The sequence below is a fragment of the Sphingobium sp. TCM1 genome (assembly GCF_001650725.1).
Taxonomy (GTDB): domain Bacteria; phylum Pseudomonadota; class Alphaproteobacteria; order Sphingomonadales; family Sphingomonadaceae; genus Sphingobium.
Window position 1 is genome coordinate 353,558 of record NZ_LXVX01000039.1, and the last position, 23,840, is coordinate 377,397.

General features: G+C 68.0%; 23 protein-coding genes and 1 pseudogene. 11 read left to right on the forward strand and 13 right to left on the reverse strand.

Features of this window, described 5'->3' with window-relative positions:
- Nucleotides 1-24: 24 nt before the first annotated feature.
- The 6 genes and pseudogenes from pheT to rpmI all read right to left on the reverse strand — a co-directional run bounded on the left by pheT (nt 25) and on the right by rpmI (nt 5,380).
- A complete protein-coding gene (gene pheT, locus A7Q26_RS22330) occupies nt 25-2,442 on the reverse strand; it encodes a phenylalanine--tRNA ligase subunit beta (protein ID WP_066864717.1) in 2,418 nt (805 codons plus the stop codon).
- A complete protein-coding gene (gene pheS, locus A7Q26_RS22335; RefSeq protein WP_066864720.1) occupies nt 2,439-3,530 on the reverse strand; it encodes a phenylalanine--tRNA ligase subunit alpha in 1,092 nt (363 codons plus the stop codon). Before pheS ends, pheT begins: the two co-directional genes overlap by 4 nt.
- 61 nt (nt 3,531-3,591) lie before the next feature.
- Nucleotides 3,592-3,917, reverse strand: a pseudogene (locus A7Q26_RS22340) (GIY-YIG nuclease family protein).
- A 55-nt stretch (nt 3,918-3,972) separates the two neighbouring features.
- Nucleotides 3,973-4,590 carry a LysE family translocator gene (locus tag A7Q26_RS22345; RefSeq protein ID WP_066864723.1) on the reverse strand — a complete coding sequence of 206 codons (618 nt, stop codon included), beginning with the start codon at nt 4,588-4,590 and terminating at the stop codon, nt 3,973-3,975.
- A gap of 210 nt (nt 4,591-4,800) precedes the next feature.
- Complete coding sequence (rplT, locus tag A7Q26_RS22350; protein ID WP_066864726.1) at nt 4,801-5,163, reverse strand: 50S ribosomal protein L20; 363 nt, start codon at nt 5,161-5,163, stop codon at nt 4,801-4,803.
- A 13-nt stretch (nt 5,164-5,176) separates the two neighbouring features.
- Nucleotides 5,177-5,380: a 50S ribosomal protein L35 gene (gene rpmI / locus A7Q26_RS22355; RefSeq protein WP_009823219.1), complete on the reverse strand. Its 204-nt coding sequence runs from the start codon at nt 5,378-5,380 to the stop codon at nt 5,177-5,179.
- 160 nt (nt 5,381-5,540) lie between these two features.
- Here rpmI and A7Q26_RS22360 point away from each other — a divergent pair, with 160 nt between their 5' ends.
- Together A7Q26_RS22360 and A7Q26_RS22365 are read left to right on the forward strand one after the other, a co-directional pair.
- Nucleotides 5,541-7,682, forward strand: a complete 2,142-nt coding sequence (locus A7Q26_RS22360; protein WP_066864729.1) for an AsmA family protein — start codon at nt 5,541-5,543, stop codon at nt 7,680-7,682.
- 55 nt (nt 7,683-7,737) lie between these two features.
- Nucleotides 7,738-8,151, forward strand: a complete 414-nt coding sequence (locus A7Q26_RS22365; RefSeq protein WP_066864732.1) for a VOC family protein — start codon at nt 7,738-7,740, stop codon at nt 8,149-8,151.
- 63 nt (nt 8,152-8,214) lie between these two features.
- On the opposite strand, the gene A7Q26_RS22370 is transcribed toward A7Q26_RS22365, so the two are convergent.
- Nucleotides 8,215-9,039, reverse strand: a complete 825-nt coding sequence (locus tag A7Q26_RS22370) for an inositol monophosphatase family protein (RefSeq protein WP_066864735.1) — start codon at nt 9,037-9,039, stop codon at nt 8,215-8,217.
- Between the two features lie 87 nt (nt 9,040-9,126).
- On the opposite strand from A7Q26_RS22370, the gene A7Q26_RS22375 reads away from it, so the two are divergent.
- On the forward strand, nt 9,127-9,567 hold the full coding sequence (locus tag A7Q26_RS22375) for a VOC family protein (protein WP_066864738.1): 441 nt from the start codon (nt 9,127-9,129) through the stop codon (nt 9,565-9,567).
- A gap of 48 nt (nt 9,568-9,615) precedes the next feature.
- Nucleotides 9,616-9,852 (forward strand): hypothetical protein, encoded by a 237-nt coding sequence (locus A7Q26_RS22380; protein ID WP_066865299.1) that lies wholly within the window; start codon nt 9,616-9,618, stop codon nt 9,850-9,852.
- Nucleotides 9,853-9,952: 100 nt separating this feature from the next.
- Here A7Q26_RS22380 and A7Q26_RS22385 read toward each other — a convergent pair whose 3' ends face one another.
- The gene (locus A7Q26_RS22385) at nt 9,953-10,888 is read right to left on the reverse strand and encodes a ribose-phosphate pyrophosphokinase (protein ID WP_066864741.1); all 936 of its coding nucleotides are present in this window, start codon (nt 10,886-10,888) and stop codon (nt 9,953-9,955) included.
- Nucleotides 10,889-11,007: 119 nt separating this feature from the next.
- Here A7Q26_RS22385 and A7Q26_RS22390 point away from each other — a divergent pair, with 119 nt between their 5' ends.
- Together A7Q26_RS22390 and gltX are read left to right on the forward strand one after the other, a co-directional pair.
- Complete coding sequence (locus A7Q26_RS22390) at nt 11,008-12,669, forward strand: NAD+ synthase (RefSeq protein ID WP_066864744.1); 1,662 nt, start codon at nt 11,008-11,010, stop codon at nt 12,667-12,669.
- Nucleotides 12,670-12,768: 99 nt separating this feature from the next.
- Nucleotides 12,769-14,097, forward strand: coding sequence for a glutamate--tRNA ligase (gene gltX / locus A7Q26_RS22395; RefSeq protein WP_066864747.1), 1,329 nt, complete (start codon nt 12,769-12,771; stop codon nt 14,095-14,097).
- Between the two features lie 20 nt (nt 14,098-14,117).
- On the opposite strand, the gene A7Q26_RS22400 is transcribed toward gltX, so the two are convergent.
- The 4 genes from A7Q26_RS22400 to hemC all read right to left on the reverse strand — a co-directional run bounded on the left by A7Q26_RS22400 (nt 14,118) and on the right by hemC (nt 17,508).
- On the reverse strand, nt 14,118-14,867 hold the full coding sequence (locus A7Q26_RS22400) for an esterase/lipase family protein (protein WP_066864750.1): 750 nt from the start codon (nt 14,865-14,867) through the stop codon (nt 14,118-14,120).
- A 129-nt stretch (nt 14,868-14,996) separates the two neighbouring features.
- The gene (locus A7Q26_RS22405; RefSeq protein WP_232313895.1) at nt 14,997-15,890 is read right to left on the reverse strand and encodes a hypothetical protein; all 894 of its coding nucleotides are present in this window, start codon (nt 15,888-15,890) and stop codon (nt 14,997-14,999) included.
- Nucleotides 15,887-16,570 (reverse strand): uroporphyrinogen-III synthase, encoded by a 684-nt coding sequence (locus A7Q26_RS22410; RefSeq protein ID WP_066864753.1) that lies wholly within the window; start codon nt 16,568-16,570, stop codon nt 15,887-15,889. Before A7Q26_RS22410 ends, A7Q26_RS22405 begins: the two co-directional genes overlap by 4 nt.
- Nucleotides 16,567-17,508 carry a hydroxymethylbilane synthase gene (gene hemC / locus A7Q26_RS22415; protein ID WP_066864756.1) on the reverse strand — a complete coding sequence of 314 codons (942 nt, stop codon included), beginning with the start codon at nt 17,506-17,508 and terminating at the stop codon, nt 16,567-16,569. The genes A7Q26_RS22410 and hemC overlap by 4 nt, the downstream gene beginning before the upstream one ends.
- A 44-nt stretch (nt 17,509-17,552) precedes the next feature.
- Here hemC and tsaD point away from each other — a divergent pair, with 44 nt between their 5' ends.
- The 3 genes from tsaD to A7Q26_RS22430 are packed head-to-tail and all read left to right on the forward strand — an operon-like array spanning nt 17,553 to nt 21,165.
- The gene (gene tsaD / locus A7Q26_RS22420) at nt 17,553-18,587 is read left to right on the forward strand and encodes a tRNA (adenosine(37)-N6)-threonylcarbamoyltransferase complex transferase subunit TsaD (RefSeq protein ID WP_066865305.1); all 1,035 of its coding nucleotides are present in this window, start codon (nt 17,553-17,555) and stop codon (nt 18,585-18,587) included.
- A gap of 13 nt (nt 18,588-18,600) precedes the next feature.
- Nucleotides 18,601-19,572 (forward strand): NAD(P)H-dependent glycerol-3-phosphate dehydrogenase, encoded by a 972-nt coding sequence (locus tag A7Q26_RS22425; protein ID WP_066864759.1) that lies wholly within the window; start codon nt 18,601-18,603, stop codon nt 19,570-19,572.
- Between the two features lie 45 nt (nt 19,573-19,617).
- Nucleotides 19,618-21,165 (forward strand): lipopolysaccharide biosynthesis protein, encoded by a 1,548-nt coding sequence (locus tag A7Q26_RS22430; RefSeq protein ID WP_443018179.1) that lies wholly within the window; start codon nt 19,618-19,620, stop codon nt 21,163-21,165.
- A gap of 42 nt (nt 21,166-21,207) precedes the next feature.
- On the opposite strand, the gene A7Q26_RS22435 is transcribed toward A7Q26_RS22430, so the two are convergent.
- The gene (locus tag A7Q26_RS22435) at nt 21,208-22,209 is read right to left on the reverse strand and encodes an adenosine kinase (RefSeq protein ID WP_066864762.1); all 1,002 of its coding nucleotides are present in this window, start codon (nt 22,207-22,209) and stop codon (nt 21,208-21,210) included.
- Between the two features lie 127 nt (nt 22,210-22,336).
- Here A7Q26_RS22435 and A7Q26_RS22440 point away from each other — a divergent pair, with 127 nt between their 5' ends.
- On the forward strand, nt 22,337-23,008 hold the full coding sequence (locus A7Q26_RS22440; protein WP_066864766.1) for an EI24 domain-containing protein: 672 nt from the start codon (nt 22,337-22,339) through the stop codon (nt 23,006-23,008).
- Nucleotides 23,005-23,376: a hypothetical protein gene (locus tag A7Q26_RS22445; RefSeq protein ID WP_066864769.1), complete on the forward strand. Its 372-nt coding sequence runs from the start codon at nt 23,005-23,007 to the stop codon at nt 23,374-23,376. The genes A7Q26_RS22440 and A7Q26_RS22445 overlap by 4 nt, the downstream gene beginning before the upstream one ends.
- Nucleotides 23,377-23,840: the final 464 nt, after the last annotated feature.

The window sequence follows — 23,840 nt, forward strand, 5'->3', positions numbered from 1 at the left end:
GCTCGACGCGAACGGGGCTTGGGCCTAGCCCCGCAGCGACGCGCCCAGCTTCTGCGCGGCCTTGACCACGGCGGCGCTGATCGCCTCCAGCTCTTCCTGGGAAAAGCTCTTCTCGCCCGGTTGCAGCGTCACTTCGATGGCGAGCGACTTGTGGCCCTCCTCCACGCCCGGCCCGACGAAAAGGTCGAACAGGCGAGCGTCGATGATGCTCTTCCTGTCCGCGCCCCGGACCGCGCGGACCAGCGCATCGGCCTCGACGGTTTCGGGTACGAGGAAAGCGAAGTCGCGCTTCACCGCCTGAAGCGCGGGCGGCGCATAGGGCGCGCGCATGAAGCCCGTCTTGCGCTTGCCCGGAATGGCGTCGAGGAAGATTTCGCCCGCGACGATGGCGCCCGCAAGGCCGAACTGCTTTGCCAGCGACGGGTGGAGCACGCCATATTCGGCGAGCACGACCTTCGGACCCAGCCGCAGCGTGCCCGACTGGCCGGGGTGATAGGCGGCGGACGCGTCACCGAAGCTCTGAAGGTTGGCGACCGGCGCGCCGGCGGCGGCGAGTAGCGCGATCACTTCAGCCTTGGCATCGAAGGCGTCGAAGGCTTGCGCCTTGCCGCTCTGCCAGTTGCGGGCCGTTTTCTCGCCCGCCAGCACGAAGCCGACGGTCGCCCGCTCGCCCTGCCTGAAATAGCGCCGGCCCAACTCGAACAGGCGGACCGACGTGGCGCTGCGATCGATATTGCGCCTGGTCGCCGACAGCAGGCCGGGCAGCAGCGAGGGGCGCATGACCTTGAGGTCTTCGGAGATGGGGTTCGCCAGCATCCAGTCGCCCCCGCCCACGGCGGCGGCTTCCTTTTCGGAGATGAAGGACCAGTTGATCGCTTCGGCAAGGCCGCGGGCGGCAGCGGTGCGGCGCACCCTGCGCTCGACCAGCTGCTCGGGCGTGGCGGTCGGCCGGGCGACGCCCGGCACGCGCGGCAACGGGGTGGAGGGCACATGGTCGAGGCCCACGATCCGCACCACTTCTTCCACGATGTCGGGCCAGCCGTCGACGTCGCGGCGCCAGCTCGGCACGGCGATGACCCAGTCGGCGGCGACGCTCACCGGCACTCCATCCTGATAGTCCACGCCGCCGTCGCTGCCGGTGACGGTGAAGCCCAGGCTTTCCAGGATGCGGCGCTGCTCGGCCGCGGGGACGTCCACGCCGGCGAGCGCGAGGCACTGGCCCGGATCATAGCTGACGATCCTGGCCGCGACCGGCGGCGCGCCCGCTCGGGTCGCTTCGCTGGGCGTGCCGCCGCACAGGGCCACGACGAGGCTGGTCGCGATCGACAGGCCATCGTCGAGGAAGGCAGGATCGACGCCGCGCTCGAACCGGCCGCGCGCGTCGGACGTGAGGCCCAGCTTCTGGCCCGTCACGGCGATCCGTTCCGGCGTGAAATAGGCGCATTCGATCAGCACGTCGGTCGTGGCGTCCTGCGCGCCCGAATGTTCGCCGCCCATGATGCCGCCGATATCGTGGACAGCCTCATCGTCGGCGATGACGGTCATGCCGTCATCGACCGTGTAGCTCTTGCCGTTGAGCGCCAGCACCTGCTCGCCGGGCCTGCCCTTGCGCGCGACGAGGCCGCCCTTGAGGGTCGCCATGTCATAGACGTGGAGCGGGCGGCCGAGGTCGATCATGATATAGTTGGTGATGTCGACCAGCGCACTGATCGGCTTCTGCCCGATCGCCTTGAGCCGCTTGCTCATCCATTCGGGGGACTGGCCATTGGTCACGCCGCGCACGGTGCGGGCGAAGAAGGCGGGGCAGCCATCCTCGTCATCCGTCCGCACATCGGGGCCGGGGCCGACACCCGCGATGGTCGGGACGATGATGGCATTCAATGTGCCAAGGCCCGCCGCCGCCAGATCGCGCGCGATGCCGCGCACGCCCATGCAGTCCTGCCGGTTCGGCGTGATGGCGACGTCGATCACCGGATCGTCGAGGCCCGCCCAGCTGGCGTAGACCTGCCCTACCGGGGCGTCGCCCGGCAGTTCGATGATGCCGTCATGATCGTCCCCCAGTTCCAGCTCGCGCGTGGAACACATCATGCCGTTGGATTCGACGCCCCGGATCGCGGTCTTTTTCAGGACCATGCCATTGGCCGGGACCACCGCGCCCTCGACCCCGAACACGCCGATCAGGCCCGCGCGCGCATTGGGCGCGCCGCACACGACCTGAAGCGGCGTGCCGTCGCCATGGTCGACGGTCAGAACCTGCAACTTGTCGGCCTGCGGGTGGCGTTCGGCGGTCAGCACCCTGGCGATCTTGAAGGCGCCCAGCTTCTCTGCAGGATTCTCGACGCCCTCGACCTCCAGGCCGATCGCGTTCAGCGTCTTGAGGATGGTGGGCAGGCCCACATCGGTGGCGAGATGCGTCTTGAGCCAGCTCAGGGTGAACTTCATGCGCCCACTCCTCCGCTCAGCGTGGGTACGTCGAGGCCTGAGAAGCCGTAATGTTTGAGCCAGCGCAGGTCGCCGTCGAAGAAAGCGCGCAAGTCGTTCATCCCATATTTGAGCATGGCGAGGCGATCGACCCCGGTGCCGAAGGCGAAGCCCTGCCATTCGTCGGGGTCAAGCCCGCACGCCTCGATCACGCGGCGGTTGACCATGCCGCTGCCCAGCACTTCCAGCCAGCCGCCACCGAGCGCGTCGCCGTCGCCGCCGATCACGCGCTGGCCATTGGTCAGGGTGTAGCCGACATCGACCTCGACCGAGGGTTCGGTGAACGGGAAATAGCTCGGGCGCAGGCGCAGGACGATGTCCTCGCGCTCGAAGAACGCCTTGAGGAAGGTTTCCAGCGTCCATTTGAGATGGCCGAGCGTGATGCCCTTGTCGATCACCAGCCCTTCGATCTGGTGGAACATCGGCGTGTGGGTCGCGTCGGAGTCGCTGCGATAGACGCGGCCGGGCGCGATGATGCGGATCGGCGGCTCCTGCGTCATCATGGTGCGGATCTGCACCGGCGAGGTATGGGTGCGCAGCAGCATCTTCTTCTGCCCCTCTTCATCGGGGAAATAGAAGGTGTCGTGCATGGCGCGCGCCGGGTGCGTCTCGGGGATGTTGAGCGCGGTGAAATTGTGCCAGTCGTCCTCGATCTCCGGCCCGGTGGCGACCGCAAAGCCCAGGTCCGCGAAGATTTCCGCCAGTTCGTCCATGACCTGGCTGACCGGGTGGACCGATCCCTGCGGGCCGATGTCCGCGGGCAGCGTCATGTCGATCCGTTCCGACGCGAGCCGGGCGTCGAGCGCGGCCTGCTCCAGCGCGGCCTTCCGCTCCGCCAGCGCGGCGGTGACAGACTCGCGCAAATCCTGGATCGGCGGGCCTTTCTCCAGCCGCTCCTCCGGCGACATGGGGCCGAGCGTCTTCAAAAGGCCGGTCACGACCCCGTTCTTGCCCAGCGCCCCCACGCGCAGCCCCTCCAGCCCGTCGAGCGTGTCGGCGGCGGCGATGTCGGCGATCAGGCCGGCTTTCAATGCGCTAATTTCGGTCATAGCCCTGTCATTCCCGCGAAGGCGGGAATCCATCTCCCGGCCTGTCCCAATATCATGGCGCTCAATCGACACGCCGGCTTTCCAATGGCTCGAACCCCAGATCGATGGCGAGATCACGCCAATCGGGATTGGCCCGCTCGATCAGGTTGATCGTCCATTCCTGTTCCACGTCTTGATCTGCTTCTCGCGGCGGACTGCCTCTTCCATCGATCCGCCGCTTTCGAACCAGACCAGACGATGCACGCCGTAGTCTTTCGTGAAGCCATCGATCAAGTCTGAACGATGTTCATGGAGACGCTTTAGCAGATTTGACGTGATACCACCGTAAAGTGTGCCATTCCGATGACTGGCGATGATGTAGACGGTTGGATCAAAGTCTCTTTGCATAGGCTTGGTCCGGAGATGGATTCCCGCCTTCGCGGGAATGACGGACGCTTGTGGCTTAAGCCCGCGCGCCCAGCAAAGCGCCGCCGAAGCCTATGAAGAGCAGGCCGGTGCCGCGGTTGAACAGGCGCTGCCGGTTGGCAGGCGCCAGCCAGCGGGCGAGGCGCAGGCCGCCCAGCGCATAGACGCACTGCCAGCCGAACTCGATGGCCACGAAGCTGACGATCAGGATCGCCAACTGGAGCCAGAAGGGGCGGTTGAGGTCGATGAACTGGGGGAAGAGCGCGGCGGCGAAGATGATGAGCTTGGGATTGGACAGGCCCGTCAACAGGCCCGTGCCATAGAGGGCGCGGGCCGAGCGGATGCTCGTCGCCTGCGCGCCGCCGCCACCCACGGGGGCGCGCCACGCCTTGATCCCCAGCCAGACGAGATAGGCGACACCGGCATAGCGCAGCACATCGAACAGGCGCGGCGACGCCTTGAGCAACGCGCCCAAGCCCAGCGCGGAGGCGATCAGGCACAGCAGCACCGCGCTCATCAGGCCGGCCATGGTCGCCAGCGCCTTGCGCGGGCCATGAGCGATGCTCTGCGTCATCACATGCAGCATGTTCGGTCCCGGCGTGGCCGAGATCAGGAAAACCGCCGTAATGTACAACCACCAGAGATGAAGCGACATGGGATGGCCCTCCAGTCGCAGGCTCGCAATGCAACTCCGTTCACCCTGAACCTGTCGAAGGGCTGCTCTTCTCTTCAAGAGAGTGCGGGGCTTTCCTGACAAGGCAAATGACTTGTCAGAACAGCCCGAACGGGATTGGCCGGAAAAACAGAAAGGGCGCCGAAGGCATCTGCCCCGGCGCCCTTTTTGACGATCTTGCGATCAGTCTGCTCAGGCTGCGGGCAGCGCAGCCTTCGCCTGGGCGATGATGGCGCTGAACGCCTCGCCTTCGTGCATCGCAATGTCGGCCAGAACCTTGCGGTCCAGCTCCACACCGGCCAGCTTCAGGCCGTGCATGAACTGCGAATAGGTCAGGCCTTCGGCGCGGACACCCGCGTTGATGCGCTGGATCCAGAGGCCACGGAAGGTGCGCTTCTTGACCTTGCGGTCGCGATAAGCGTACTGGCCGGCCTTTTCGACGGCCTGGCGGGCGATACGGATCGTATTCTTGCGACGGCCATAATAGCCCTTCGCCTGTTGCAGAATCCGCTTATGCTTCGCCTTCGTGGTTACACCACGCTTGACACGTGCCATGGGTCAGGCCTCCTTACTTAAGGCCGTACGGCGCCCAGAGGCGCACGTGACCGGCATCCGAATCCGACAGCACGCTGGTGCCGCGGTTCTGGCGAATATATTTGGCGTTGTGGCTGATCAGGCGGTGACGCTTGCCAGCGACGCCGTGCTTGACCTTACCGGTGGCGGTGAACTTGAAGCGCTTCTTCACACCGCTCTTGGTCTTCATCTTGGGCATTTTCGTCTCCTTTTGCAGCGCGACGATTACAGACAGCCACGGCAGCCCTAGTTAGCCGGGCGGTCTCACTGAATATCGCGAAGGGCGGCCCATAGTCGGGCAAGCCCGTAAAAGCAAGCGATTCGGAGCCAAAATGACAGGGCCGCGTTGATGCCGTGCCATGGCCGACGCCGCCCCTTCCCCGCCCCCTCCCGGCTGGCGCGATCACGCCCGACGCGGGCGGGATCGCTGGCGCCGCCTGCCGCTGGCGGTGCGTGTCCTGCTCTGGATCATCGGCCTGATCCTCGCGCTCTGGCTGATCCTGTTCATCACCAAGGGGCGGTTCCTGAAAGCGCCGTTCGAACGCGTGATGACCGGCCAGCTGGAGCGGCAGGTGCGCGTCGGCGGCGATTTCGAGCTTTATTTCGCGCCGATCGCCATCAAGTTCCGGGCCGAAGGGCTGCGCATCGCCAACCGGCCCTGGGCGAGCCGCCCGGATCTGTTCCACGCCGACCTTATCGACATGCGGATCGCGCCGCTCAGCCTGATCTTCGGCGACCGCTATCGCCTGCCCTGGCTGGAACTGCGCAACGCCGCCGCCGACCTGGAATGGTCGCGCGACCGGCAGCATAATACATGGACGCTGGGCGATCCCGATCGCAAGGGCGAGCCGATCACCCTGCCGCTGATCCGTCGCGCGCTGCTGGCGGGCACGACGCTGCGCTATCGCGACCCGGTGATGCAGCTGGCGACCGACATCCGGTTCGAGACGGCGAAGGCGCGGGATACGCGCTTTGCCAGCGACCTGCGCTTTGCGGGCGACGGGACGATGCGCGACCGGCCCTTCACCCTGACGGGCGGGCTGCTGTCGCCCAACGAGACGATGACGGGCGGCCGCAACAGCCTGGCCCTGCGCGCGGTGGCGGGGGCGACGGTGCTGGAGGTGAGCGGATCGCTGCCGGGCGCGACCGAGCTGGAGGGGAGCGACCTGCGGCTGGTGACGACCGGTCCCAATCTGAGCCTGCTGTTCGATTTCCTGGGCGTCGCCATTCCCGACACGCGGCGCTATCGCTTCACCTCCGCGCTGACCAAGGCCGGGGAGGAATGGCGCTTCACCCATCTGAAGGGCCGGTTCGGCGACAGCGACCTGGCCGGGCGGATGACCGTGTCGCTGCCGAAGAACCGCCTGCTGATCGACGCCGACCTCGTCACCCGGACGCTCGACATCGTCGATGTCGGCCCCTTCATCGGCTATGATCCGCAGCGGCTGGAAGCGCAGGGCGCGGACGGCGCGATCGAGACGGTCGGCGGCGCGCCGCGCATCCTGCCCGACGCGCCGTTGCGGGTGGAGGCGATCCGCAATTTCGACGCCAATGTCCGCTATGCCGTCCGCACCATCCGCGCCCCCAATGTCCCCATCGCCAACGCGGCGGTGACGGTAAAGCTGGACCGCAGCCTGCTGACCCTGTCGCCGCTGACCTTCGACATGTCGGGCGGCCATGTCGCGTCCGACATCGAAATCGACGCCCGCCGGTCGCCGGTACGCACCCGCTATGACATCCGCCTGGCGCCGACGCCCATGGGCAGGCTGCTCGCCCGCTGGGGGGTGGAGGAATCGGGCACCACCGGCACCATCAAGGGACGGGTGCAGATGACCGGGCTGGGCGACACGCTGCATGAGTCGCTCGGCAGCGCGAACGGGCGGATCGCGGTGATCCTGCCCGCCGGGTCGATGTGGGCGCGCAATGTCCAGCTATCCGAACTGGATGTCGGCACCTTCGTCACCAAGATGTTCGCCGGGAAGCTGAAACAGCCGGTGGAGATCAACTGCGGCCTCATCGCCTTCACCGTGCGCAACGGCGTGGCGGCGGCGGACCCGATCCTGATCGACACGAAGAAGAATGTGATGCTGGGGCGCGGCGGATTTTCGTTCCGGAACGAGAGGCTCGACCTCGTCTTCCGCGCCGACGGCAAGAAGATCAGCCTGTTTTCCGGCCAGTCGCCGGTCGGCGTCAACGGATGGTTCGCCAGGCCCCGCATCGACGTGATCAGCCCCGAACTGCTGGCGCGCGGCGGCGCGGCGGCGGCATTGGGCGTGGCGGCCAGTCCGCTCGCGGCGGTGCTGGCCTTCGCCGATGTCGGCGACGCCAAGGCTGCGGCCTGCGGCCCGGTGCTGGCCGGCGCCGATGCCCAGGCGCAGCGGACCAGAGGCGGCAAGCCGCGCGACGATGTCGGGCGGGGCACCACCGCCAAGGACGAGAAGGGCAAGGGTAGCCGGAAGGAGCAAAAGAGCCAGGACCGGAAATTCCTGGGCATCTTCTGATCGTGATGGCGGGGGTTTATCCTGCGCGGACACCGACTCGAAAAAGGAGAGGGCCATGAGCGAGACTCCCTTCGCCATGCCGGGCGTCACCGCCCATCTCACCATCGGCGACGGCAAGGCAGCCGACGCGATCGATTTCTACAAGGCCGCCTTCGGCGCGACCGAGCAGACCCGGCACATGGCCGAGGATGGCGTGCGGATCATGCACGCCCACCTCATCATCAATGACGGGCCGCTGATGCTGAACGATCATTTTCACGAGATGACGGCGGGCGAACCGGTGCCACCGCCAGCGGGGACGACGCTGCACCTGGAGGTGGACGACGCCGATGCCTGGTGGAGCCGGGCGCTGGACGCCGGGGCGAAGGTTCGCTTCCCGCTCGACAATCAGTTCTGGGGCGCGCGCTACGGCCAGCTGATCGATCCGTTCGGCCATGTCTGGTCGATCGGAGGCCCGATCAGGGCGTGACCCGGCGATCGGCGGCGCGATCCTGTGGGATGTGGCCGCCGTCAGGGACGGCGTTTGCGGCGATCAATGATCGTGATGGTCATGGGCATGGTCACGCGCGCCCTGATGGATCGCCTCCAGCACATCCTCCAGCCGCGCCGGATCGCCCAGCGCCAGCACATGGCCCTCGCTCTCCGCCGTCAGCGGCTCGCCATTCCAGTCGCACATCAGGCCGCCCGCGCCCTCGACCACCGGCACCAGCGCGGCGAAGTCATAGCTCTGGAGGCCCGATTCGATCACGATGTCGAGAAAGCCCGACGCCAGCAGGCCATAATTATAGCAGTCGCCGCCATAGACCGGCCCCTGGCGCGGCGACCCGCCGGACACGGCGGCGACCAGCGCCATATAGTGCGGCACGTCGCCGTCCGCGAACAGGTGGGGGCTGGTGGTGGCTATCCCTGCCCCCTCCAGTCCCTTGCACGCGCGGGTGCGGACCGGCGTGCCGTTGAAGGTCGTCGGCTGGCCCGCCATCCCGGCCCAGCGTTCCCGCGCGATCGGCTGGTCGATGATGCCGATCGTCGGCCACCCGCCCTGGGTCAGCGCGATCAGCGTGCCGAAGATCGGCCGCCCGGCGATGAAGCTGCGCGTCCCGTCGATCGGATCGAGAATCCACACCCGCTCGGCATCCTCGCGCACCGATCCATATTCCTCGCCGATGATGCCGTCGCCGGGGCGTTCCTGTTCCAGGATCGCGCGGATCGCGGCTTCGGCAGCGCGATCGGCCTCCGTCACCGGCGACTTGTCGGCCTTGATCTCCAGATCATAGCGGGCGCGGAAAAAGGGGCGGATGGCCGCAGCGGCGGCATCGGCAAGGCGGTTGGCAAGGGCCAGGTCGTCGCGGGTCGTCATGGCTGCTTCGCCTAGCCCGTCGGGACGGGCTGCGCTAGACTGGCCGCGTCCCGAATCCGACAAGCCGGATGCGGGGGGAGAGGAAAGATGCCCGGTTCGCCCGCGATTCCCTGCCTGCGCTACGCCGATGCGCCCGCCGCCATCGACTTTCTGTGCGACGCCTTCGGCTTCACCCGCCACGCCGTCTATCCCGACGATCACGATCCCGGCATCATCCATCATGCGCAACTGGTGCTGGGGCCAGAACAGGGGCGGGGCATGGTGATGCTGGGCAGCGTCAAGGACATGGAAGGCGAATCGCTCTTCACCTGGTCGACGGCGCGCGACCTTGGCGGGGTGACGGGGTGTGTCTATGTCGTCGTGCCCGATCCCGACGCCCATTGCCTCCATGCCCGCAACGAAGGCGCGGTGGTGGTGCAGGAGCCGAGCGACAATGACGGCTATCCGGGACGCGGCTATACCGCGCTCGACCCGGAGGGCAATGTCTGGAGCTTCGGCAGCTATGATCCCTGGGTGCCGATCAGTTAAGCCTTCCGAAACCCCGCCCTTCTAGCTTGGGGCCGGAAAGGGATGGTCATGGCGCTGGTCGGCTGGATATTGAGCTTCATCTGCCTGTTCGCGGGCCTCGCCCTGCGGCAGGATCTGCCCGTCGGCGGATCGGCGACGATCGCCAATATGCTGATCCTCTGCGCGCTGCTCGCCTGCCCGATGATCTGGCGCGATCGGCCGCTGGGCGTATCGCGCGGCCAGCGGATCATCACTGGGCTGGCGCTGGTGTTCGCGCTGCCCCTGATCCTGATCCCGACGCATTGAGGTACAACGAAAAAAGCCGCCGGAACCGGTCCGACGGCTGAAAGATCTTCCCCGATCCGACAGGCTGGCGACCGACAGGCGCCGCCAGCCCGATGTCCTTCTAGTCGAACAGGCTGGAGACCGAGCTTTCGTCGGCGATGCGCTTGATCGCTTCGCCCAGCAGGGGGGCGATGGGCAGGTGGCGGATTCGCTGGGCGCCGATCACCGCGTCGGTGCCCTGGATCGAGTCGGTGATGACCAGTTCCAGCAACTCCGACGCCTCGACGCGGGCGACCGCGCCGCCCGACAGCACGCCATGGCTGACATAGGCAATGACATCCTCGGCGCCAGCCGCCTTGAGTGCGGCGGCGGCGTTGCAGAGCGTGCCGGCCGAATCGACGATATCGTCGATCAGGATGCAGAAGCGGCCCTTCACGTCGCCGATGATGTTCATGACTTCGGATTCGCCGGCGCGCTCGCGGCGCTTGTCGACGATGGCGAGCGGGGCGTTGTCGAGCCGCTTGGCCAGCGCGCGCGCGCGCACCACGCCGCCGACGTCAGGCGACACGACCATGATGTTCCTGTCGCCGAAGCGGGCCTGGATGTCGGCCGACATCACCGGCGCGCCGAACAGATTGTCGGTCGGAATGTCGAAGAAGCCCTGGATCTGCCCGGCGTGCAGATCGACCGAGAGGACACGGTCGGCCCCGGCGGTGGTGATGAGGTTGGCGACCAGCTTGGCGCTGATCGGGGTGCGGGGGCCGGGCTTCCGGTCCTGGCGGGCATAGCCGAAATAGGGGACGACGGCGGTGATTCGCTTGGCCGACGCGCGCTTGAGCGCATCGATCATGATCAGCAATTCCATCAGATTGTCGTTGGTCGGATAGGCCGTCGACTGGATCACGAACACGTCCTCGCCACGGACATTCTCATGAATTTCAACGAAAACTTCCTCGTCCGCGAAGCGGCGGACGCTGGCGTCGGTCAGGGGGATTTCGATATAGTCGGCGATGGCGGCCGCAAGCGGCTTGTTGGAATTGCCGGTCATGAGTTTCATGAAGAAAACCCCTGTGACGAATTGGTGACGATGCGCGAAACGCGGCCCCTTTAGCGGCGCCGGTCCGATGTGGAAAGGCGCTTTTGCGCCAGCCTTAAAAATGGACTAGGGCGCGGCACATGACCGACAAACTCGTGATCGCGCTCGCGCAGATGACCCAGTCCGTGGGCGACCTGAAGGCCAATGCCGACGCCATGCTGGCATGGCGCGACCGGGCCAGGGGTGCGGACCTGATCGTCTATCCCGAACTCCAGCTGATCGGCTATCCGCCCGAGGATCTCGTGCTTAAGCCCGCGCTGGTCACGCAGGCCAATTACCAGCTGGACCGGCTGGCGCAGGAGACCGCCGATGGCGGCCCGGCGATGCTGGTCGGCACCGTCGTCGCCTCGCAAGGGGTGCTGTTCAATGTCGTCGCGCTGCTGGAAAATGGCGCCGTCACCGCAATCCGGCAGAAGCGCGAGTTGCCCAATTACGGGACATTCGACGAAAAGCGCCTGTTCGCCCCCGGCCCCCTGCCCGCGCCGATCGACTTCCGGGGCGTGAAGATCGGCGTGCCGATCTGCGAGGATATCTGGTTTCCCTTCGTCACCGCGCATCTTCGGGCCGAGGGCGCGGAAATATTGATCAGCCCCAATGGCAGCCCCTATGAAGTGGACAAGGACGATCGTCGGCTGAACGCCGTGGCGGGCACGCGCGTGCGCGAAACCGGCCTGCCGCTCATCTATCTGAACCGCGTCGGCGGTCAGGACGAGCTGGTGTTCGACGGCGCCTCCTTCGTCATGAACGCCGATTTCAGCCTGGCGCAGCAATTGCCCGACTGGGAGGAGGCGCTGGTGCTGACCAGCTGGGAAAAGTGGGACGGCCAGTGGGTCTGCCTGCCCGGCGAAAAGCATGAACTGGATGACCGCCCGGCCGACATCTACAACGCCATGGTGCTGGGCCTGCGCGACTATGTGAACCGCAACCGCTTTCCGGGCGTGGTGCTGGGGCTTTCAGGGGGCATCGATTCGGCGCTCTCCGCCGCCGTCGCGGTCGATGCGCTGGGCGCCGACCGCGTGTGGTGCGTGATGATGCCGTCGCGCTTCACGAGCCAGGAGAGCCTGGACGATGCGGTCGCGTGCGCGCGCCTGCTCGGCGTCCGGTATGACAGCATCCCGATCGAACCCGCCGTCGCGGCGTTCGACACGATGCTCGCCTCCGTCTTCGAGGGCCGTGCGCGCGACCTGACCGAGGAGAATATCCAGTCGCGCATCCGGGGCGTGACGCTGATGGCCCTGTCCAACAAATATGGCCATATGCTGCTCACCACCGGCAACAAGAGCGAGATGTCGGTCGGCTATGCCACCATCTATGGCGACATGGCGGGCGGCTATTCGGTGCTGAAGGACGCCTACAAGACGACCGTCTTCGACCTGTGCCGCTGGCGCAACGAGAATGTGCCGTCGCTTGGGCTTGGCTATGGCCCGGCCGGTCCGGTGATGCCCGAGCGCGTCATCACCAAGCCGCCGAGCGCCGAATTGCGCGACAACCAGCGCGACGACGACAGCCTGCCGCCCTATGAGATACTGGATCCGATCCTCTACGGCCTGGTCGAGGAGGAATTGTCGGTCGACGAACTGGTCGGGCGCGGCTTCGAGAAGGAGACTGTCGCGCGGATCGAGCGGCTGCTCTATATCGCCGAATATAAGCGCCGCCAGTCGCCGCCGGGCGTGAAGCTGGGCATCCGCAATTTCGGCCGCGACCGCCGCTATCCGATCACCAACGGTTTTCGGACCATCTGAGTTTGAAGACCGTTCGGGCTGAGCCTGTCGAAGCCCTGTTCTTTCTTGAAAAAAGTGCAGCCCTTCGACAGGCTCAGGGCGAACGGCGTAGGGATATTCATGACCGTCATCACCCGCTTCGCCCCCTCTCCGACCGGCCATCTCCATGTCGGCAATATCCGCGCCGCGCTCCACAACTGGCTGTGGGCGAGGAAGTCCGGCGGCCGCTTCCTGCTGCGTCTGGACGATACCGACCTGGAGCGTTCGCGCCCCGAATATGCCGAATCGATCAAGGCGGACCTGGCCTGGCTCGGCCTCAACCAGGACGGCGAGGAGAAGCAGTCCGAGCGCTTCGCCCTCTATGAGGCGCGGTTCGAGGCGCTCAGGGCGTCCGGCCATGTCTATCCGGCCTATGAGACGAGCCAGGAACTGGACCTGCGCCGCAAGATCCTGCTCGGCCGCGGGCTGCCGCCCGTCTATGACCGCGCCGCACTGTCGCTGACCGCCGACCAGATCGCGGCCCATGAAGCAGAAGGCCGCACGCCGCACTGGCGTTTCAAACTGGACCATGACCGGCCGATCGTCTGGACCGACCTGATCCGGGGCGAGCAGCGCTTCGATCCCAGATTGCTGTCCGATCCCGTCATCCGCCGCGCCGACGGCAGCTGGCTCTACATGCTCCCATCGGTCATCGACGATGTCGACATGGGCGTTACCCATGTGCTGCGCGGCGAGGATCATGTGTCCAACACCGCAACCCAGATCCAGATGTTCGCCGCGCTCGGCGCGTCGCTGCCGCAGTTCGCGCATGAGGCGCTGCTGACCGGCAGCGAAGGCAAGCTGTCCAAGCGGCTGGGATCGCTGGGCGTCGCCCATTTCCGCGAGATCGGGCTGGAGCCGATGGCGATCGCGTCTCTGCTGGCGCGGCTGGGTAGTTCGATGCCCGTCGAGCCGTTTGCGGACATGCAGCCACTGATCGACAGTTTCGACTTCGGTCATTTCGGCCGCGCGCCCGCGCGCTTCGACGAGGGCGAACTGGCAAGCCTGAACCAGAAGATCGTCCATCTCCTGCCCTACGACGCCGTCGCCGATCGGCTGCCCACAGGCGTCGATGAAGCCGCCTGGGCCGCGATCCGCCCCAATCTGGAGACGGTCGCGGGCGCAGCCGACTGGTGGCGCATCGTCACCGGGCCGGTCGACGCGCCGTCACCGGACGCGGCGGATCGCGATTTCCTCGCCGCCGCGCATCGCATCCTGTCGGACGCGCCCTTCGACGCCGAAATCTGGCGCACGTTGACCGGGGCGCTGAAAGACGAGACGGGGCGCAAGGGCAAGGCATTGTTCCTGCCGCTCCGCCGGGCGCTCACCGGGCTGGATCATGGGCCGGACATGGCGCAGTTATTGCCGCTGATCGGGCGGGACGAAGCGTTGGCGCGGTTGGGCCGATAAGGCGCCACCGGCGGTCGCGTTCAGGACCGGATCGCCTCCAGCGCCTTGCCGACGGCGGCGATGCCTTCGGGTGCGGCGGCGAAGCCCATATGGGTGCAGTCGACCTCGATCGCGCGGTCGCGCTCGCCAGCGCGCCCCCTGGCGCATTCCGGCAGGATCACGCCGTCGCGTCGCGACCAGAGCGCAACGGTCGGCACTGGCGGCTTTTCCTCGCGGGTGCAGGGAAAGGGCGGGCGATCGACCGGGAAGCCCGATACGAGCTGATAGAGGCGCCAGGCATGGTTGGCGCGCGGGTCGCCGGAGAAGGGCGTGCCCATCGTGACCACGCCGCCGACCTTGGCGCAAGCGAACTTCGCATATTCGCGGGCATAGAGGCCGCCCAGGCTCCAGCCGACGAGCGTCACCGGGCCGTCACTCTTCTCGCGGATCGCGTCGACGCGGCGGTCGATCCGGTCGAGACTGTCGGGTTTCGGACCGAAATTGCGCCCCATCCCCCAGTCATGGGCATCATAGCCGGCGGCGGCCAGGATATCGCGCAGCCAGCCCATGCGCTGTTCCGACGCCAGCAGGCCGGGTATGAGCAAGATGCTGCGCCCGTCGCCGCGCATACCGCCGGCCAGCATCGCCGCCTGCGCTTTCGTCCGCGCGAGGTCGAAGGGCACCGACAAATTGCCCAGCAACTGTTGCACCGGAGGAAGCGCGGCAGCGCGTGGCCCCGGCGCGAGGCGATCCTTCCAGAATGTGCTGACGGATTGGGCGTAAGGCGGCACGACGACGAATATCCCTGGACCCCGCACCGGCGTGCCGGAGCGGAAAAGATGACATTGTCGTGACAAACGCCCGACACGTCCATCGGTTTCACCTCACCGGATCAACGATTCGTCGTTTGTGACAGGGGTTCAGGGCGCGAGCGGCGATGTCTGGGCGACCGGCGCGCCCTCCGTGCTGCGCAGGGTGCGCGGTTCCAGGATCGCGGCGGTCTCGATCAGGTCGAGTGCGCGGCGGGCTTCCATGTAGCGCCGGGCCATCTGCACCCAGCGTTCGGCAACGGACCGGCCCGGCATATGTTCCACCTCGGCCAGCGCGGCGCTTACCCGCCCCCCGGCGAGATAGCGCAGCGCACGGTCATAGGCCGCCTCGGGCCGGGGCGAGGGCGTGGACGCCTTGCGGATCGTGACCAGCGCGCGCGCCTCATGCTCCAGCGCCGTCCACCAGCCCGCATCGGCGGGCGGCGTCGTCAGCGCATGGCCGATATCGGACAGCCCGGCGCGCAGATCCTCCAGCGTCACCGGTTCGCGCGCGGCATTGATGATGGTGGCGACGGCGCGGGGCTGCGCCTGACCGAAACGCAGCCGCAACTGCCCTTCGATATAGCCGAGCGGCGCGCCATTATCGAGCGCGCGCCGCGCGGCGAAGGCGACCAGCAGCCCTTCGGCGCGCGCCGCATTGGCCGACGCCGCCTGTGCCTCCACCGTGATGCGGGTCAGCCGCTCCTCCAGCTGGACGACGCGGCCGTCGAGCATCTGCGCCGCATCGGCGGTCAGCGGGCGCGGCTGTACGGTGGCCATGGAGCCGCCCGGCATGGGCAGGCTGGCGACGGGCTGAACCTGCGGCGTGCCCCAGCGGCGCTGGACCTGAGGCCAGGCCCAGACGGTCAGCGCGACCCCCAGGGCAAAGGCCAGCAGCATCAGGATCAGCATGGGCAAAAGGCTGCGGCGGCGCTCAGGGGGCGGCGTCACGGTCGTGCTGCCCACCCCATCCCCGTCGCTCATGCTGACCCTTTCGTCCGTCATTGCGCATGTCCTTCGCACAAACGCAGGGCGAGGGCCAGCATCTCGTCATCCTGCGGACGGGCGGGCGCCTGCGCGCTGGCCCAGCCCGGACCGCAGGCGGCCAGCGCCGCCGGGCTGATCGCGACGAGGTGCAGCGCTGCGCGCCGTGCCTCCGGCAACTGCGCCGCCAGCCTTTCCCCCGCGCGCGGGGAATGGACCAACAGGATCGATCCCGCCACGGCGTCGTCCGGCAGGGCGGGATCGGGCGGCAGGCTGGCCATGCTGTAGACCGCGACCCGGCTGATCCGGAGCGTGCCCGACGCCATCGGCGCGACGGTGGTGCCGGCCAGATGCAACACCCGTTCATGCCCGTCGGCGGCGATCCGCGCCGCGATGGCGCTGCCGTCGCCGGCCCCGATGTTCACGGCGGCAAAGCCTGCGTCGTAAAGCGCCTGCGCGGTCGCCGCGCCGACCGCATAGGCGGGCAGCCCCCGGTAGCGCGCCAGCTCCGCCCCAGCGAGCCGCGCCCCATTGGCGCTGGTGAGCAGCAGGGCATCGAAATTGTCGATCGGCGGCGGGGTCCAGTCGACCGGCTGCGGCGCGAACAGCGGATGCACACGCGCGTCCATCCCCAGCGTCGCCGCCCTGGCCGCCGTCCTGCCCGCCGCCGGCTCGGGCCGCAGGATCAGGACGCGCCTCACGCCCCCGGCCCGGAACCCACGAACAGGGATCGCAGGGCCGGGCTGGCCCGATCGAGCAGCAGCCGGCCGATCGCCTCGGCCGCCGCCTCGTCCCCGCGTGCCAGCCGGGCTTCTTCCCGTACCGTCTCGGCACCGTCCGGGCTGATGATCTCGGCACGCAGGAAGATGCCGTCGCCCTCCACCAGCGCCAGCGCCGCGATCGGCGAATGGCAGGTGCCGCCGAGCCCGCGCAGCACCGCCCGTTCCGCCATCACCGCGTCATGGGTGGCACGGTCGTCGATCGCCGCCAATGCTTCCAGCACCGGGCGGTTGTCGGCCAGCGCCTCTATCCCCACCGCCCCCTGCGACGGGGCGGGCAACATCGTCTCGATCGGGATCAGCGTGCCGACTTCGCCCTGGTCCAGCCGGTCGAGCCCCGCCGCCGCCAGCAGCGTGGCATGAACCTCGCCCGCCGCCAGCTTGGCGAGGCGCGTCGCCACATTGCCGCGGAACAGGGTGATGGCGGCGTCGGGCCGCAACCTTTTCACCTGCGCAGCGCGGCGCGGCGAACTGGTGCCGACCAGCGGATCGGCCGGCAGCGCGGCGAAGCTCTTCGCGCCGACCAGCTTGTCGCGCACATCGGCGCGCGGCAGCATCGCGGCGATGCGGAAAGCCTGCGGGCGCAGCGTCTCCACATCCTTCATGCTGTGCACCGCAAAGTCGATCTCGCCCGCAAACAGTGCGCGGTCCAGTTCCTTGGTCCACAGCGCCTTGCCGCCAATGTCGGCCAGCGCGCGATCCTGTATCCGGTCGCCGCTGGTCTGTACGGTGACGATTTCGATGGCGTCCTCGCCCCAGCCATGGGCGGCGCGCAAGGCCTGCGCGGCCATATGGGCCTGGGCCAGCGCCAGCGGCGATCCCCTGGTGCCCAGGCGCAACGGTCGATCGGTGAAAAGCATATGCGGCTTGCTCTAATGGCCACGACCATTAGATGGAAGCGGCAATGACAATCATCCTCGGCCTGGAATCGAGCTGCGACGAAACCGCGGCGGCGCTGGTGACGGCCGACGGCCGGATTCTCGCGCATCGACTCGCGACGCAGGAAGAGGCGCACCGCCCCTATGGCGGCGTCGTGCCCGAAATAGCCGCCCGCGCCCATGTAGAAGCGCTCAGCCCGCTGATCGAGGCGGCGCTGGCTGATGCGAAGATGACGCTTGGCGAGGTGGACGTCATCGCCGCCACCGCCGGGCCGGGCCTGATCGGCGGCGTGATGGTCGGCCTCGTCACCGGCAAGGCGCTGGCCCATGCGGCGGGCAAGCCGCTGGTGGCGGTCAACCATCTGGAGGGCCATGCGCTGTCGCCACGGCTGGCCGACCCGACGCTCCAGTTCCCCTATCTGCTGCTGCTCGTGTCGGGCGGCCATTGCCAGCTGCTTCATGTGAAGGGGCCGGGCGACTATGCCCGGCTCGCCACCACGATCGACGATGCGGCGGGCGAAGCCTTCGACAAGACCGCCAAGCTGCTGGGCCTAGGTTATCCCGGCGGCCCGCAGGTGGAAAAGGCGGCGGCGCTTGGCAATGCGAAAGCGGTGCCGCTGCCGCGGCCGCTGGTCGGCACGGCCGAACCGCATTTCTCCTTCGCGGGCCTCAAGAGCGCGGTGATGCGCGCGGTCCAGTCCGGCCAATATTCCACCGAAGACATTGCCGCCTCCTTCCAGCAGGCGGTGATCGACTGTCTGATCGACCGCACCCGCCGCGCGCTGGGGCGGAGCGAGGGCGTGACCGCGCTGGTCGTGGCGGGCGGCGTCGCCGCGAACCAGCCGATCCGCGCCGCGCTCGAACGGCTCGCCGCCGATCATGGCCTGCCCTTCGTCGCGCCGCCGCTGTGGCTGTGCACCGACAATGCGGCGATGATCGCCTGGGCCGGGGCCGAGCGCTATGCGGCGGGGCTGGTGGACGATCTCACCGTTCCCGCCCGGCCGCGCTGGCCGCTCGACCCGGCGGCGGAAAAGGCGCGTGGCGCCGGAGTCAAGGCATGAGGGGCGTGAAGGCATGAAGGCGGGAGTCATCGGCGCGGGCGCCTGGGGCACGGCTCTGGCGCAACTGCTGGCCAGCGACGGTCAGGACGTGGCGCTGTGGGCGCTGGAGCCGGACGTGGTCGACGCGATCAATCGCGGGCACGGAAATCCGCTCTACCTGCCCAATATCCCGCTTTCGCCCTCGATCCGCGCCACTGGCGCGATGACGGACCTGGGAACATGCGAGATGCTATTGGTGGTCAGCCCGGCCCAGCATCTGCGCAGCGTGGTAGCGCAAGCGCCCGCCGGCGTGCCGCTCGTGCTCTGCTCCAAAGGGATAGAGGCAGGCTCCAGCCTGCTCATGTCCGAAGTCTCGCAGCAGGCACAGCCCGGCTCGCCCATCGCCGTGCTGTCCGGCCCGACCTTCGCGCATGAAGTCGCCAAGGGGCTGCCGACCGCCATCACGCTCGCCTGCGAGGACAAGGAACTCGGCCAGCGGCTGGCCGCCCGCATCGCCCGCCCCTCCTTCCGCCCCTATCTGTCGGACGACGTGATCGGCGCGGAGATTGGCGGCGCGGTCAAGAATGTGCTCGCCATCGCCTGCGGCGTGGCCGAAGGAGCAGGGCTTGGCCTGAATGCCCGCGCGGCGCTGATTTCGCGCGGGTTCGCCGAAATGACCCGCTTCGGCCTGGCGCGCGGCGCGCGGGCAGAAACGCTGGGCGGTCTTTCGGGCCTGGGCGATCTCGTCCTGACCTGTTCTTCGACCAATTCGCGCAACTTCTCGCTGGGCAAGGGGCTGGGCGAAGGGGCGAGCGCGGCCGACCTGCTGTCCAACCGCCGCACCGTGGCGGAAGGCGCGCATACCGCGCCGGTGCTGCGCGACGCCGCGCGCGCGGCGGGGGTGGAAATGCCGGTGGTGGAGGCGGTGTGCGCTCTGCTGGCCGACGCTGCGCCGTTGGGCCAGGTCATCGACGCGCTGCTGGCCCGCCCGCTGCGGCCCGAATGAGCCGTCGCGCATTCGCTGCATAACATCTAGAATCGATACGAACCAATGACGCAGGGAGAAGAGGCGATTTCGGCGAGGGAGGCATCATTGCCCCACGGTCTGGCCCAGGATGGGCCTGCCCAGGAGCGGGATGACATCGCCGCCCTGGCCAAGGGCGGGCGGACCAATGTCTTCGGCTTCCTGCTGCGCCTCGCCGCGCGCCTGCCCTTCCTGTTCATCGCCGGTCGCTGGTACGGCGCCGATGCGCTGGGGCGCTTCGCCTATGCCGTGCTGGTGGTGGAATTCGTCGCCCAGATCGCGACGCTGGGACTGAAGCGCGGCCTTGCCGGAGCGCTCAGCCAGACCGAGCGACCTCATGCCCATGTCGTGACCGACGCCATGATCGTCACCCTGCTCGCGGCGCTGATCGGATCGGCGATCCTCGTCGCCTTCCCCCACGCGATGTTCCCCAACAGCAACGTCAACGGCCTCGACCGGCTGCTGGCGCTGGTGGTCATCGCGGTGGCAGGATCAGACGTGGCGCTGGCGGCCTGCGCCTATCGCTTCGATGTCGGCGCGACCGTGCGGGCGCGATCGATCATCGAGCCCTGGACGATCAGCATCGGCGCCTTCGCCTTCGCCTTCTATTCGACCCGCGACGGCCTGATCCTGGCCTATGCGGTGTCGATGATCGCCGCGCTGGTGGCGTCCATCATTCCGCTGGCGCGCCATTATGGCCGGCCGCGCGGCTGGCGACCCGATCGCGGCCGGCTCTGGCGGCTGGCGCGCCGCAACCTGCCGCTCGCCGCGGCGGACGGCGTCGAATGGGGATCGCGCCGGCTCGACATGGCGATCCTGGGCCTCTTCGTCAGCCCGGCGGTGATCGGCATCTATTATGTGGCGCAGCAGGTCGCGTCGCTGCCGCAGAAATTGAAGACCAGCTTCGACCCGATCCTGGGGCCGGTCATTACCCGGAACCTCGCTGAAAAGAATCTCGCGGCGATCGCCAAGCAGGTCAGCCAGGTCGGATTCTGGATCATCGCCGCCCAGGCGGGCATCGCGCTGGCGCTGGGCATTCCCGGCGAAGCGGTGATGGGCCTGGTCGGGCCGCATTTCGTCGGCGGCACCGGGGCGCTCGCCTTCCTGCTGCTGGCCGAAGTCGTCGCGGCGACGGCGGTGGTCAGCGAATCGGCGCTGGTCTATATCGCCCGCCACCGCAACCTGATGATCTCGCTCGTCATGATCGGGTTGCAGGCGGGGTTCAGCTTTGCGCTGATCCTGGCCGCGCGGGAGATGGACCTGCCGGTGATGTGGGTCGCGGCGGCGCCGGCGCTGGCGCTGTGTCTGGCGCTGGGCGTGGGCGCCTTCGTCAAGGCGCGGCTGCTTTCGCGCCTGCTGGGCGCGCCGATCAACGCCTGGCGCTGGCCGCTGATGAGCGCAGCGGGTGTCGCCTGCATTGTCGGCGCCGGCTTCGTCGCACTGCCGCCGCGCCTGGAATGGGTCGAGCTGGCGGTCGGCATCTGGGCGATCCTGGCCGCCTATGGCCTCGTCATCTGGCGCTGGGGCTTCGGGTCGGACGACCGCGCCCTGTTCCGCAAGCAGAAGGCGGACTGAGCGAAAGGCCCGCCTCTCAAGGGAGAAGCGGGCCTTCGTGCATCAGGCGAACAGCCTGTCGCGGATCACGCCCAGATCCTCTTCGGGGCGCGCGCCCCAGTGCGAGATCACTTCGGCCGCCGCGGCCGCGCCCAGCGCCAGCGCGTCGGCGACGCTGCGGCCGTCGATATGGGCGGCGAGGAAGCCCGAGGCGAACAGGTCGCCAGCGCCGGTCGTGTCGATGATCTGCGAGACCGGCGCGGCGGGCGCTTCATGGCGCACGCCACCGACGATGGCGACCGCGCCCTTTTCGCTGCGGGTCGACACCAGCACCGGCACCTTGTCGGCGAAGCGGGCCAGCGCCGCTTCGAAATCATCGACCTGCGCGAGCGACTGGATCTCGCCTTCGTTGGAGAAGAGGATGTCGATCCGGCCATTGTCGATCAGGTCGATGAAGTCGGCGCGATGCCGGTCGATCACGAAATTGTCGGACAGGGTGAAGGCGACCTTGCGGCCCGCGCCGCGCGCTGCGTCGATCGCCGCCCGCATCGCCGCGCGCGGCTGCTCGGGGTCCCACAGATAGCCTTCGAGATAGAGGATGCCGGCCGAGCGGATCATGTCGAGGTCGAGCGCCGCTTCGGGCAGGAACTGCGACGCGCCCAGAAAGGTGTTCATCGTCCGCTGCGCGTCGGGCGTCACCAGGATCAGGCAGCGCGCGGTCGGCACGTCACCGCTCATCACCGGCGTGTCGAAGCGGATGCCGAGCGCGCGCACGTCATGCGCGAACACCGCGCCCAGCTGGTCGTCGTTGACCTGGCCGATGAAGCCGCATTTCTTGCCCAGCGCGGCCAGCCCCGCCAGCGTGTTGGCGGCCGACCCGCCGCTGATTTCCTTTGCCTGGGGCATGTCGGCATAAAGGGTTTCGGCCATGGCGGCGTCGATCAGCTGCATCCCGCCCTTGGTCAGCGCATGTTCGGCCAGGAAGGCGTCGTCGCTGCGGGCGAGAACGTCGACGATGGCGTTGCCGATCGCGACGACGTCAAGAGCGGGTGCGGAAGCGGTCACGCAATATCCTTGTCTGGTGAAGCCAATAAAATTTCGCCGTCTTTATCGGGCCGGGCAGCGCCATGCAACGGCGCCGATCGACCGCGCGCCGATTGACGGGGGAGCCGGGCGGGAGGATAGCAGGGCCATGGTCCTGACCGCCGCCCTGCGCGCCTTTCCGTCCATCTTCCACGGCGCCGCGCTGCGCCTGATGGGCAAGACGCTGATCCTGACGCTGCTGCTGTTCGCCCTGCTCGCCGCCGCGCTGTGGGCCGCGCTCCATGCGCTGCGGCTGCATTTCGGCTGGGGGGTGAACGGGGCCTGGGGCGGCGCTGCGGAGGCCGGCGCGACCGCGCTGATCCTGGTCGCGGCGGGATGGCTGCTGTTCCGGGCGACGGCGATGGCGGTGATGGGCCTGTTCGCCGACGACATCATCGAGGCGGTCGAACGCGCCGATTATCCCCATGCCGACGCCCGGCCGGTCGGCTGGGCGCGCAGCCTGCGCTTCGCGCTCCGCTCGATCGGCCGCACGATCGGCTGGAACCTCGCCGCCCTGCCTGCCTATATCCTGCTGATGGTGACGGGGGTGGGGACGATCGGGCTGTTCCTGGCGCTGAACGCCTATCTGCTCGGCCGCGACATGGCCGACATGGTCGAGCCGCGTCATCCCGCCCTGCCGCCCTTGTCGCGCAGCGGCCGGTGGCTCATGGGCCTCGTTTCGGCGATATTCTTCCTGGTGCCGGTCGCCAACCTGCTTGCGCCGATCTTCAGCGCGGCTATGGCGGTCCATATGCTGCTTGGACGAAAGACCTCCGCATGAGCTTGCGCTCCGGCTTCGCCGCGCTGCTGGCGCTGCCGCTGGCCGCCTGCGGGGCGGGTACGATCGTCCCGCCCGGCGCGCCGGTCGCGCCCCCGCCCGGCCCGCCCGCCAGCGCTTTCCTGAAACAGGGGCCGCTGCTGGGATCGGACGCGCGCAGGCTGACGCAGATGTTCGGCGCGCCCCGGCTCGACATTCGCGAGACGACCGTGCGCAAGCTGCAATTCGCCAATGGCCGCTGCGTGCTGGACGCCTATCTCTACGCCCCGGCGCGGGGGAAGGAGCCGGTGGTGACGCATGTCGATGCCCGGTCGCCGTCGGGAACGGATGTCGATCCGGCCGCCTGCGCGACCGCGTTGCAGGCGAAATAGGCGCACCGACAGGGTCACGGTGGCGAAGTTCACACCGTCGCTGGTATTTTTCCCGACGCATTTCTTGGGTTTTTGGGCAAGGTCGCGCCACCCACGCGTCATCCACGCGCCGGTGACGCGCCTCTTGCGCGTCGGGTGGGTCACGATGACGCGCCTGTCGCGTGCCAGCGACGCGTCATGTGGGTCACGGCTGCGCGTCGGCGGGGTCATCATGGACGGGGGAAGACGTGCTGATCCATCGCACAGGATAGATCAGAGGAAATCCTACATTGGAAGGGGAATAGGATGGGCGAACCGGGGGCGCCATTTTCTTGTTCCGCATCTTTGGTGTTTCCGCGCGAAATTTCGATCATCCGGAAGCAGGGCCATCTGCCCAAAGCTGCGCGCGCGGCGAGGTCAGGCGAGCGGTTCCCGCGTTGGCCTTCGGCCGCCCTTCGGGTCGCTGGGGTGACGGTAATATGGGA

Coding starts and splice junctions, on each gene's coding strand:
- A7Q26_RS22430 (WP_443018179.1), top strand. CDS start 19,618: ATGACGCAGGGAGAAGAGGCGATTTCGGCGAGGGAGGCATCATTGCCC.
- A7Q26_RS22445 (WP_066864769.1), top strand. CDS start 23,005: ATGAGCTTGCGCTCCGGCTTCGCCGCGCTGCTGGCGCTGCCGCTGGCC.
- gltX (WP_066864747.1), top strand. CDS start 12,769: ATGACCGTCATCACCCGCTTCGCCCCCTCTCCGACCGGCCATCTCCAT.
- A7Q26_RS22380 (WP_066865299.1), top strand. CDS start 9,616: ATGGCGCTGGTCGGCTGGATATTGAGCTTCATCTGCCTGTTCGCGGGC.
- A7Q26_RS22365 (WP_066864732.1), top strand. CDS start 7,738: ATGAGCGAGACTCCCTTCGCCATGCCGGGCGTCACCGCCCATCTCACC.
- pheS (WP_066864720.1), bottom strand. CDS start 3,530: ATGACCGAAATTAGCGCATTGAAAGCCGGCCTGATCGCCGACATCGCC.
- pheT (WP_066864717.1), bottom strand. CDS start 2,442: ATGAAGTTCACCCTGAGCTGGCTCAAGACGCATCTCGCCACCGATGTG.
- A7Q26_RS22405 (WP_232313895.1), bottom strand. CDS start 15,890: ATGACGGACGAAAGGGTCAGCATGAGCGACGGGGATGGGGTGGGCAGC.
- rpmI (WP_009823219.1), bottom strand. CDS start 5,380: ATGCCCAAGATGAAGACCAAGAGCGGTGTGAAGAAGCGCTTCAAGTTC.
- tsaD (WP_066865305.1), top strand. CDS start 17,553: ATGACAATCATCCTCGGCCTGGAATCGAGCTGCGACGAAACCGCGGCG.
- A7Q26_RS22425 (WP_066864759.1), top strand. CDS start 18,601: ATGAAGGCGGGAGTCATCGGCGCGGGCGCCTGGGGCACGGCTCTGGCG.
- A7Q26_RS22375 (WP_066864738.1), top strand. CDS start 9,127: ATGCCCGGTTCGCCCGCGATTCCCTGCCTGCGCTACGCCGATGCGCCC.
- A7Q26_RS22440 (WP_066864766.1), top strand. CDS start 22,337: ATGGTCCTGACCGCCGCCCTGCGCGCCTTTCCGTCCATCTTCCACGGC.
- A7Q26_RS22360 (WP_066864729.1), top strand. CDS start 5,541: ATGGCCGACGCCGCCCCTTCCCCGCCCCCTCCCGGCTGGCGCGATCAC.
- A7Q26_RS22370 (WP_066864735.1), bottom strand. CDS start 9,039: ATGACGACCCGCGACGACCTGGCCCTTGCCAACCGCCTTGCCGATGCC.
- hemC (WP_066864756.1), bottom strand. CDS start 17,508: ATGCTTTTCACCGATCGACCGTTGCGCCTGGGCACCAGGGGATCGCCG.
- A7Q26_RS22385 (WP_066864741.1), bottom strand. CDS start 10,888: ATGAAACTCATGACCGGCAATTCCAACAAGCCGCTTGCGGCCGCCATC.
- A7Q26_RS22345 (WP_066864723.1), bottom strand. CDS start 4,590: ATGTCGCTTCATCTCTGGTGGTTGTACATTACGGCGGTTTTCCTGATC.
- rplT (WP_066864726.1), bottom strand. CDS start 5,163: ATGGCACGTGTCAAGCGTGGTGTAACCACGAAGGCGAAGCATAAGCGG.
- A7Q26_RS22390 (WP_066864744.1), top strand. CDS start 11,008: ATGACCGACAAACTCGTGATCGCGCTCGCGCAGATGACCCAGTCCGTG.